This is a genomic window from Paraburkholderia sp., assembly GCF_035948235.1.
Taxonomy (GTDB): Bacteria; Pseudomonadota; Gammaproteobacteria; order Burkholderiales; family Burkholderiaceae; genus Paraburkholderia.
On sequence record NZ_DASZJJ010000268.1, the window covers coordinates 1 to 9,965 of the forward strand.

Genomic DNA, 9,965 nt, shown 5'->3' on the forward strand with positions numbered 1-9,965 from the left:
GTGGCGGCCGCGTAGTTGCGCAAGGCAAGGTCGCCGATCTCGCGGCGCAGCCCGATTCGCTCACGGGCCGCTATCTTGCGCATCCGATCGTGCATCCGCTGCAGCCGCGCCGCGAAGTGAAGCCGGCGCGCGCGGGCCATGAGGCCGTGCCTGCGCAATGGCTCACGGTGCATGGCGGCAAGTTGCACAATCTGCGTGATGTGACCGCGCAGATTCCGCTTGGCCGCCTTGTTGCGATCACGGGCGTGAGCGGTTCCGGCAAGTCCACGCTCGCGCGCGATGTGCTGTTGTCCAATCTGCTCGACGCGGTGGGCCGCTCCGTGCTGTCGTCGCCGGCCGAGCGGCGCGCGCGCAAGTCCGCGAAAGCGAGCGCGCCGAGCGCCGCCGAACGTCGTTCGAGCGTGCTCGCGCGCACCAGTGCGAAGCCGAAACTCGAGGTTGCGCATGTGTGGCAGGGCTGCGATTCGATCAGTGGATGGGAGAGCATCGACCGCGTGCTCGAAGTCGATCAGACGCCGATCGGCAAGACGCCGCGTTCGTGTCCCGCCACTTATATCGGCGTGTGGGATGCGATTCGCCGCTTGTTTGCCGATACGCTGGAAGCACGTGCGCGCGGCTATAGCGCGTCGCGTTTCTCGTTCAATACGGGCGACGGTCGTTGCCCCGCCTGCGAAGGCCAGGGAGTCCGAACTATCGGCATGAGCTTCCTGCCCGATGTCAAAGTGCCCTGCGACGTCTGTCATGGCCAGCGCTTCAATCCGGAAACGCTGGCGGTGTCGTGGCGCGGCCGCAATATCGGCGAAGTGCTGACGATGGAGATCGACGAGGCCGTGGAGCTCTTCGCCTCGATCACGAGTATTTCGCATCCGCTGCAATTGATGAAGGATGTGGGGCTCGGCTATCTCACGCTTGGCCAGCCTTCGCCGACGCTCTCAGGCGGCGAGGCGCAGCGCATCAAGCTCGTGACCGAGCTGTCCAAGGTGCGCGACGACATCACGCGGCGCGGGCAGAAAGCGCCGCACACGCTCTACGTGCTCGACGAGCCGACCGTCGGTCTGCATATGGCTGATGTCGCGCGTCTGATCCGCGTGCTGCACCGCCTGGCCGATGCGGGGCATAGCGTGGTCGTGATCGAGCACGATCTCGACGTGATCGCCGAAGCCGACTGGATCATCGATCTCGGTCCCGAGGGCGGGGTGGGCGGGGGCACGATCGTCGGCGCGGCGCAGCCCGAAGGGCTCGTGAAGGTGGCCGCGAGCCACACGGGCGCGGCGCTCAAACCGGTGCTCGCGCGCACGGCATCCGACGCGCCGCAGATCGACGCGGCCGCGGATGAAGTTGCGGACAAGCCAGAGGGCGCCAGACGGCGCGCCGCGGCCTCCCAGGGGTAACCCCGCCGGAGGGTCGGCAAAGACGCCTGCAACGGCTTTAAATGGCCCGCGCAGGCGTCAAATCGCTTGATCTGGGCGGGCGCGGCAAGGTAAGATGGGCTCCGCTTGCAGCAAACAGCCGCGCACCTTTGCGGCACATTCTGGCGAGCGGAGCAGCGGACCTCAGATCCCCTCCGGCACGGCCACGGATTCCACCTCCTGGTCCCCTCATCAGTGCAGCAAGGCTTCGTGCTCAACGGCGAAGCCTTTGTCTTTTCAGGCTTTGTCTTTTCAGGGCAGACGATTCGATATCGATCGGCGCCTGTCCCCTGGCGATGCGAGAGGAATTAACCGATGTTCGACCTCGACAGTGAGGCGCGCGAACGGCTCATCCTGTGGATCAAGCGCCGCATGGATGAGTACGGCATTACGCTCGAAGTTCTTGAATCATCTATTGCAGAAAGCGAACGGCTTCCGAAGTATCGCGACGCATATGGCAACTCCTGGAATGGAGAAGGCGATATGCCGAGCTGGCTGTTGCGTTATAAGCATGCGGGTCAGGATATCGAGCATTTCCGCTGCTAGCGGAATGCCCACCGTGTAGCGCACGGCAGATCCATTAAGTGTAAGTCGTCCGATTGCCGAACACGCGTTCGGCTGATTTTGACTTCTCCAATATTTTTCAGCGGTGTTTGAAAAACCCCCTTTTTAGCGAATATTGCCCATTTAATCAATGGCGCTTTGCCTCAATGCATCCCGTGTTTGTGCCGCGCCTGTAGCTGACTGTTAGCGGGCGATTAGCTGGCGCTTTAATCAGGCTCAGGCCCGTGTAGCGCGATAAGCGCCATAATCGTGCTCGTTGCGGCCCGGCGGCTGCAGGGAGGCGGATATGGCATTGCTGGTCGTGGGGCTCGTGCTGTTTATCGGCGTGCATTCGATTCGTGTCGTGGCGGCGCCCTGGCGCGCTGCGCAGATCGAGCGTTTCGGCCTGCGGGCGTGGCGGGGTATGTTCGCGCTGCTCTCGATTCTCGGCATCGTGCTGACCGTGATGGGCTATGGCCTCGCGCGCCGCTATCCGGTGCCTGTCTGGTTGCCGCCATTCGGCATGGCGCACGTTACCGGCCTGCTCACCGCGATTGCCTTCGTGATGATGACGGCGGCCTACGTCCCGGGCAATCACATCAAACGCGCGCTGGGCCAGCCCTTCGTGAGCGGCGTGGCGCTCTGGGCGTTCGCCCATCTGCTCGCCAACGGCACGCTGCATGCGATGCTGCTTTTTTTCGTTTTTCTTGTCTGGTCGCTGGTCGAAATCCGTCCGGGCGCAGGCGCGATCGTGAGGCCGGCGTGGTCTACGCAGCGGGCAGCGTCGCGCACGACGCGCTGACGGTCGTCATCGGCCTGGTGGCGTGGGCCGTGTTTGCGTTCTGGCTGCATGGCCTGCTGATCGGCGTGCGGCCTTTTGGCTGATCCATTCGATTGATCGGCGCCGGAAAAAAAGAAGCCTGCTCATGGCAGGCCTCATCAAGGTACAGCTCGGAGTTCCGCGATCAGATCGCAGTGGTAGCGATCTTAGGGCCGGTTCATGAAAGCCGCGTGAAAGTACGCGCGAAAGTCATGAACCGCACGTTCGCGGCGCCGTGCATCAGAGATCGAAGAACACCGTTTCGCCTTCGCCCTGCATGCGGATATCGAAGTGGTAAACGATATTGCCGGCCTGTTCGCTGCGGCGTGCGATCAGCGTATTGCGGCGCGCTTGCGGCACCGATGCGAGCACCGGATCGGCTGCGTTGGCCGCGGCTTCATCGTCGAAATAAATGCGCGTGAACGTGTGCGTGAGCATGCCGCGCATCATCACGATCACATTGATATGCGGTGCTTCGCCGGCGTTTTCGCTGGCCGGCTTGACCGTACGCACGACAAAGCGCTGCTCCGGGTCCGTGCCGGTGCCCACACGTGCAAAGCCGCGAAAGCCCGATTCGGCCACTTGCGCGCGCGAATCCGGATAGTGGCCTTGCGCATCGACCTGCGAGAACTCCAGCATCGCGTCGAACACAGGCTTGCCGTCGCCGTCGATCACATGGCCCATCAGCGTGATGTGCTCGCCGGGCGTTTTCGAGCCGGCCAGTTCGGGCGTAAACAGGCTCTTCATGTCGAAGTTGTACTGCTGCGGGCAGAGGCCGTAAGCGAAGTACGGGCCGACGGTCTGCGAGGGCGTTTCCTTGAGTGCCATGATCAACGCTCCGTGGGGGTCTGGTTCGGGCCGCGCAGCACGATGTCGAATTCGTAGCCGAGTGCGTAGCTGTCTTCGGTGGTGTCGAGCGAGAAGCGCGAAATCATGCGCTCGCGCGCCTGCTCGGGCGTGCCTTGATAGATCGGATCGAACGCGAGCAGCGGGTCGCCCGGGAAATACATCTGCGTCACGAGGCGCGAGCCGAAGTAATCGCCGAACAGCGAGAAGTGGATGTGCTGCGGACGCCATGCGTTGGGGTGATTGCCCCAGGGATAGGCACCCGGCTTGATCGTGAGGAAGCGGTAACGGCCTTCGTTATCCGTCACGCAGCGGCCGGCGCCGAGGAAGTTCGGATCGAGCGGCGCGTCGTGCTGGTCCTGCTTGTGAACGTAGCGTCCCGCTGCGTTGGCCTGCCAGATTTCCACCAGCGTGTTGCGCACCGGCTTGCCGCCGTCGTCGAGCACACGGCCCGTCACGATGATGCGCTCGCCCAGCGGCTCGCCGTTGCGTGCGGCGTTGCGCGTGAGGTCGTGATCGAGGGCGCCGAGATCTTCCGCGCCATAGACGGGCGCGTGCAGATTGCGCAGCTTTTCCTTCAGCGGAATCAGCGGCAGCGTCGGGCCACGTTTGACGGAGGAGCGATACGGGGGATAGACATACGCCGGATGCGAATCGAAGTCGCGCGGCGACAGGATGGACTCGTCCATGGTGGGGTGTCTCCTGGCAGGATTTGTGGGAAGAAGTTTATTGCCGCGTGGCGCACAGTCGCATCACGAGCATGCAGCCACTTTATCCAATGCGAAAAGTTATGCAAAATGACGTTTTATCGTGTCTCGTATAACCAATCGTTATGCAAAACCGGCTCGCAGACTCACGCGTCAAATTTCGCCATCTCCAGTGTTTTCTTGCGGTTGCGCAGTTCGGCAGCGTGCAGCAGGCCGCCGAGAGCCTGTCGATCACCCAGCCCGCCGTTTCCAAAACGATCGCCGAGCTTGAAGCGGCGCTCGGCGTGAAGCTGTTCGAGCGCGGCCGGCACGGCGCGGTGCCCACGCGCGAGGGACAGCTTTTCATGCCGCACGCGAGCGCGTGTGTGAGCGCGCTGCGTCAGGGCGTGGCGCTGCTGGCGCGTGAGGAGGGGGCGGTAGCGGCGACGCTCGATATCGGTGTCTTGCCGACGGTGGCGACCGCGCTGCTGCCGCCTGCGCTGCGCGGTTTTACTGTCGACTGGCCGCGCGTGAGCGTGCGGCTCATGACGGGGGCTAACGCGGAATTGCTCGAATTGCTGAAGGCGGGCGCGATCAGCTTCGCGGTCGGGCGGCTTGCGGACCCCGAGCGCATGGTGGGGCTGAGTTTCGAACAGCTCTATAACGAGCCGCTGGCGGTAGTGGTGCGCAAGGGCCATCCGCTGGTTGCGGATGCCGACGCGGCGCGCTCGCTCGCGCCGTTCCCTACGCAGTTTCCGCTGGTGTTGCCGCCCTTTGGCACCTTGATCCGCCAGGCCGCGGACAGCCTGCTGGCGGCGTGGGGCGCGCCGCCGCTCACCTCGTTTGTGGAGTTGCTGTCGGTTTCGGTCGGCCGGGCGCTGGCGCTCGAGAACGACGCGGTCTGGTTCGTGCCGTCGGGCGCAGTCGAATACGATCTGCGCGAGGGCACGCTGGTGCGCCTGCCCTTGCCGAGCGCGGGGGGCGAGGAGCCCGTCGGCCTGATTCAGCGCACCGATACTCAGCCGACGGCCGCGGGGCGCGCATTGATGGAGGCGGTGAGGCAGACGGCGCGCGGACGTGCTGCGGCGCAGGCTTCTGTTGCGGCGAAGAAAGGGCGCTCGCGAGGCAAAAGTAAATCGTGACGTTTGGGCGTGTGTTGACTGTCTGCGCCTTCACGCCGTCGAAAGTTTCCTTTTGGAACTTCTGGAGCGCGACGGCTTGACCGCCTCAGCCGACGCGATCGTTGCCGCCTCGGCGGCCTCCAGCGCGCCCGGCACGCTCTCGCCGGTGGACATCCAGAGCACCACGGCGTCTTCCTTGCTGGTGGATACGGCGTAATGGCCGGTGCGGCTATCGAAGTACAGGCTGTCGCCTGGCTCCAGATGTGTGGGCGTATAGAGTTCCGTATAGAGGCACACGCTTCCGCTGATTACGTAGATGAATTCCTCGCCTTCGTGGCGGCCCCAGTCGTCGAACGCGTCGGCCGAGTGCGCCGTGATGCGCACCAGAAACGGCAGCATGGCTTTATGCGCGAGTTCGGTGGCGAGCAACTCCATTGAATAGCCGCGATACGCGTGCGGCTTGCCCGCGCCACGCCGCGTGAGCGCGCGGCGCCCGCCTGAGTCGAGCTGTGGCGTCGAGCCGAACAGCTCGCCCAGATCGATCTGCAAGCCCGCGACGATCTTCTGCAGCACGTCGAAGGTGGGTGACATCAGCCCGTTTTCGATTTTCGACAGCGTCGAGCGCGATACACCGCACACGCGGCTGGCGTGCTCGATCGTCAGATCCTGGGCGAGGCGCGCAGCGCGAACGCGGCGTCCGAGATCCGCGGTCGATGAGGCGGCCGATTGCGTGAGCGTGGTGTCCATGGGCGGCAAGCGTTAGAGGGGGCGATCCGGGCGATCTAGATAAGCCAGGTGTTACAGGGATGTTCCGGCACGTTTCCGATCATAGCAAAGCGTCGCCTTTCGGAAACATCGGCCGAATGGCTAACGAAAGATAAACGTTTGCAATCGAAGCAACGATTTTTGCACTTTCGGGCAGGCACTTTTTGTCGCACCCAGGCGTTTTGAGGCCCGAATTAACAATGATTAAAGATTCGCGCGGATCTTTGTGGTCGTCAGAAATGTCTTTCAATACAGTAAGGATTTGAATAGAGCCTCGATCTGCGTCGAGGGGTCACGTGACGAACTGTATGGTGGTCCTTACTATTGATTTAGATGATTAAAGTCAAGCAAGGAGAAGAAAATGCGCGACGAACGTCTCGAACTATTGTTGGTCATCTCACGAGAAACGCTGGGTGTCGAGCGTTTCGAACTGACCGGCAAGCAAACCGCCGACTACCACCTGGTCAGTTCGGAGGACGTCGGCCGCGCGCTCGAATCCGCTTATGACGCGGGCTTGATCGTCGGGCGCAGCGTCGGCCGCGCCGAATGCCTGGAAGAGTCGTAAGCGCTGCTTGCCTTCCTTTAACGCCGGAGTGTCGAACTTCGGCGTTTCCCTCACGAAACTTCCTTTGCACACGTAAAAGCCGCCCGTGTTGTCGGGCGGCTTTCTTGCGATGTGGTCAGCCGACTGTCTATCCCGCACGCCTTATTTCTTATCGGAAACCCGCCACGAAGGGTCGCTGTTTCTTAAAGGAAACACTGTCCACCAGGCGCTTTCCCCGTCTTGCTGCGCCATCACGCCCCGTGTATAGTCGGCTCACCAGAGTTTTGTTTCTTATCGGAAATAAAGGATCGGTCATGGACGCAGCACGCATTCTTGCGGACCTCGGCATTTCAGAAGAGGCCAGGTCGGGTGACATCGAGGTGAAATCGCCGATATCCGGCGAAGTGATCGGGCGGGTGGCGAGCCAATCGGCGGCGCACGTCGACGCGGCGCTGTCCCGCGCACAGCAGGCGTTTCTCCAGTGGCGCAACGTGCCCGCGCCGCGCCGCGGCGAACTCGTACGGTTGCTAGGCGAGCGTCTGCGCGCGCGCAAGGAGGCGCTGGGCAGCCTGGTTTCGCTGGAGGCGGGCAAGATTCTCCAGGAAGGGCTGGGCGAGGTGCAGGAGATGATCGATATCTGCGATTTCGCGGTCGGCCTGTCGCGGCAGCTCTATGGCCTGACGATCGCATCCGAGCGTCCTGGCCATCGCATGGCTGAAAGCTGGCACCCGATGGGTGTGTGCGCGGTCATTTCCGCGTTCAATTTTCCAGTCGCAGTGTGGTCGTGGAACGCGGCACTCGCCCTGGTCTGCGGCAATCCGGTGATCTGGAAGCCGTCGGAGAAAACGCCGCTTACCGCGCTGGCCGTGCAGAAGATCATGGACGACGCGCTGCGTGCGTTTGGCGATGCGCCGGAAGGACTCGCTGCGCTCGTCGTCGGTGGGCGCGAGGTTGGCGCGAAACTGGTGGCCGATCCGCGCGCCGCAATCGTGAGCGCGACCGGCAGCACGGAGATGGGGCGTGCGGTCGGCGTCGCCGTGGCGCAGCGCTTTGGCCGCTCGATCCTCGAACTCGGTGGCAATAATGCGGGCATCGTGACGCCCAGCGCCGATCGCGAACTCGCGTTGCGTGCGATTCTTTTTTCCGCGGTAGGTACGGCAGGTCAGCGGTGCACATCGCTGCGACGCCTGTTCGTGCACGAGAGCGTGTATGACGCGACCGTCGAGCGATTGAAGCAGCTCTACGCCAAGGTTCCGATTGGAAACCCACTGCAGGCCGGCACGCTGATGGGCCCGTTGATCGATTCGCATGCGTTTGAAGGTATGCAGTCGGCGTTGCAGCAGGCGCGTGCCGAAGGCGGCGCGGTCACCGGCGGTGAGCGCGTGCAGATCGCGGATCTGGCCAAGGGTTATTACGTGCGTCCCGCGCTCGTGGAAATGCCGGCGCAGAGCGCGATTGTCCTGAAGGAAACTTTTGCGCCGATTCTCTACGTCATGAAGTATCGCGACTTCGACGAAGCCGTCGCGGCGAACAATGCGTCCGCACATGGCTTGTCGTCCTGCGTGTTCACGACCGATCTGCGTGAGGCCGAGCGCTTCCTGTCGGCATCGGGTAGCGACTGCGGCATCGCGAACGTGAATATCGGACCGAGCGGCGCGGAAATCGGCGGCGCGTTCGGTGGCGAAAAGGAAACGGGCGGCGGACGCGAATCCGGCTCGGACGCGTGGAAGGGTTATATGAGGCGAGCGACCAACACGGTCAACTATTCATCGGCGCTGCCGCTCGCACAGGGCATCGACTTCACGCTCGACTGATAGACCGGAAGCAGACAGGAAGCAATCCGGTAAGCCGGGGCGGCGCAGCGATGCGTCGCCCCGGCTGCGCTTTCATCGGTTTATTTCGGATTGCTGATCAAGAGGCGAGCCGCCGCAACGGCTCGAACGACCAGCTATGCGGCACGCCATGGACCGCGAAGAACCACGCGGCGACCCACGAAGCCGCGATCACGATCAGATCGCATCGGCCGCTACGCCAGAGGTTGAGTGAATGCCGCCGTGCGATCCACGGCACGCCAAGCGGGTTCGGCCAGTCGGCCAGCAGATGCATTACGCCGCCACATGCAAAGCCGAAAGCAGGCGCGGCGACCAGCCAATGCCCCAGTTCGCGATACGAGCCCAGCAGCAACGCGATCCAGCCCACGCCCCAATGCGTGAGCGTGCGATGCGTGATCCAGAGCTTGCGCTTCTTGCGCCACCAGGCGACTTCGAGCCAGTCGGGCGCGGTGCCGCCCGCAACACCTGCAACAAAGGCCAATGCGGCAGCGAGATGCCAGGGGGTATCCGCTCCCGCGTGCGTAACGATAGCTGCGGCGATGACGCCGGCGGCCCAGCCGGTGGCGTGATGTGCGGACCCAGATGCCATGAAGCGATGTCGTGCAAAAACGAAAGAGGGCGCAATCTTCGCAGATGTGACGACATCATGACAGGGGCTTTGTGCGAGTTTCTTTCTCTTACGCTGTCGTTAGTTGCAACGCGAGAAATTAAGTCGTGCAACGCGCCACATCGAAGCGCAATTCGGGCTCAGGCGGGTCATCCGAACTCGACGCGCCATGCGTCACGCGGATCACCGAACCATAGCCGTTAGGTGTGAGCGTGACGAAATAGGACGCATCCGAGCGGGAACCTACAGAGAGTTCCATGGCGTCGCCATTGCGCGATTCATGCACACTCGACAAGCGGTCTTCGAGGCAACTCGCGATCGACGAAGGCGAGCGCGCCGATGACGCGTAGATCATCGTTTCGCCATTCGAGGCGGTGCTGGAAGGCGACGACCCGCAAGCGGCGACGAGAGCGAGCGGGAGGGCGGCGATGAGGCGTTGCGTGAAGGTATTCATAAGCGGCGTGACCAGTGCGGAGCAGGACGCAACGCGAGGCGCGCTGCGAGTGCTTATGAGTATACGCACGCGTTTGCCGGGCCGCGGCATGGAGAAGTAAAAAGATGCAACTGCGCGAGTGCTAGCGCGCATTGACCCGCAAGACGAAAGTTGCCGATAAGAAACTGAAAGCGCGCGGGAAAAAAACAAGACGAAAAAAACGCACATGCGCTCGTGACGCATGTGCGTTTTGCTGGAGCCGGGCAAGGCAGCGGATTGCGCTGCGTGCCCGATAAGGTCGTGTCCTCGGCAGCGCGCCCAACGAGGCGCGCGCATGCAACTTTAGAAGCGGTGACGCA

9 protein-coding genes and 2 pseudogenes are annotated in these 9,965 nt (G+C 62.9%); 6 read left to right on the top strand and 5 right to left on the bottom strand.

The window, feature by feature from the left end; all coding sequences use genetic code 11:
• From VG320_RS23195 to VG320_RS23205, 3 genes and pseudogenes are all read left to right on the top strand, one after another.
• A pseudogene (locus VG320_RS23195) lies at positions 1-1,391 on the top strand (excinuclease ABC subunit A); the annotation flags it as partial.
• Positions 1,392-1,724: 333 nt separating this feature from the next.
• Entirely contained in the window at positions 1,725-1,955 is a 231-nt protein-coding gene (locus tag VG320_RS23200) for an H-NS family nucleoid-associated regulatory protein (RefSeq protein WP_103704566.1), read from the top strand.
• Between the two features lie 304 nt (positions 1,956-2,259).
• A pseudogene (locus VG320_RS23205) lies at positions 2,260-2,837 on the top strand (NnrU family protein).
• A gap of 175 nt (positions 2,838-3,012) precedes the next feature.
• On the opposite strand, the gene pcaG reads toward VG320_RS23205, so the two are convergent.
• Positions 3,013-3,603 carry a protocatechuate 3,4-dioxygenase subunit alpha gene (gene pcaG / locus VG320_RS23210; protein ID WP_327202414.1) on the bottom strand — a complete coding sequence of 197 codons (591 nt, stop codon included), beginning with the start codon at positions 3,601-3,603 and terminating at the stop codon, positions 3,013-3,015.
• Positions 3,603-4,307 carry a protocatechuate 3,4-dioxygenase subunit beta gene (pcaH, locus tag VG320_RS23215; protein WP_103704564.1) on the bottom strand — a complete coding sequence of 235 codons (705 nt, stop codon included), beginning with the start codon at positions 4,305-4,307 and terminating at the stop codon, positions 3,603-3,605. Before pcaH ends, pcaG begins: the two co-directional genes overlap by 1 nt.
• Positions 4,308-4,450: 143 nt before the next feature.
• Between pcaH and pcaQ the strand changes: the two genes are divergently transcribed.
• On the top strand, positions 4,451-5,446 hold the full coding sequence (gene pcaQ, locus VG320_RS23220) for a pca operon transcription factor PcaQ (RefSeq protein ID WP_327202408.1): 996 nt from the start codon (positions 4,451-4,453) through the stop codon (positions 5,444-5,446).
• A 30-nt stretch (positions 5,447-5,476) separates the two neighbouring features.
• On the opposite strand, the gene VG320_RS23225 is transcribed toward pcaQ, so the two are convergent.
• Complete coding sequence (locus tag VG320_RS23225; protein WP_327202409.1) at positions 5,477-6,172, bottom strand: XRE family transcriptional regulator; 696 nt, start codon at positions 6,170-6,172, stop codon at positions 5,477-5,479.
• 379 nt (positions 6,173-6,551) lie between these two features.
• Between VG320_RS23225 and VG320_RS23230 the strand changes: the two genes are divergently transcribed.
• Positions 6,552-6,755, top strand: a complete 204-nt coding sequence (locus tag VG320_RS23230) for a DUF6900 domain-containing protein (RefSeq protein ID WP_327202410.1) — start codon at positions 6,552-6,554, stop codon at positions 6,753-6,755.
• Between the two features lie 293 nt (positions 6,756-7,048).
• Entirely contained in the window at positions 7,049-8,548 is a 1,500-nt protein-coding gene (locus VG320_RS23235) for an aldehyde dehydrogenase family protein (protein ID WP_327202411.1), read from the top strand.
• A 97-nt stretch (positions 8,549-8,645) separates the two neighbouring features.
• Here VG320_RS23235 and VG320_RS23240 read toward each other — a convergent pair whose 3' ends face one another.
• Together VG320_RS23240 and VG320_RS23245 are read right to left on the bottom strand one after the other, a co-directional pair.
• Positions 8,646-9,155, bottom strand: coding sequence for a metal-dependent hydrolase (locus VG320_RS23240; protein ID WP_327202412.1), 510 nt, complete (start codon positions 9,153-9,155; stop codon positions 8,646-8,648).
• A 118-nt stretch (positions 9,156-9,273) separates the two neighbouring features.
• Positions 9,274-9,627, bottom strand: a complete 354-nt coding sequence (locus VG320_RS23245) for a sugar ABC transporter ATPase (RefSeq protein ID WP_327202413.1) — start codon at positions 9,625-9,627, stop codon at positions 9,274-9,276.
• Between the last annotated feature and the right edge of the window lie 338 nt (positions 9,628-9,965).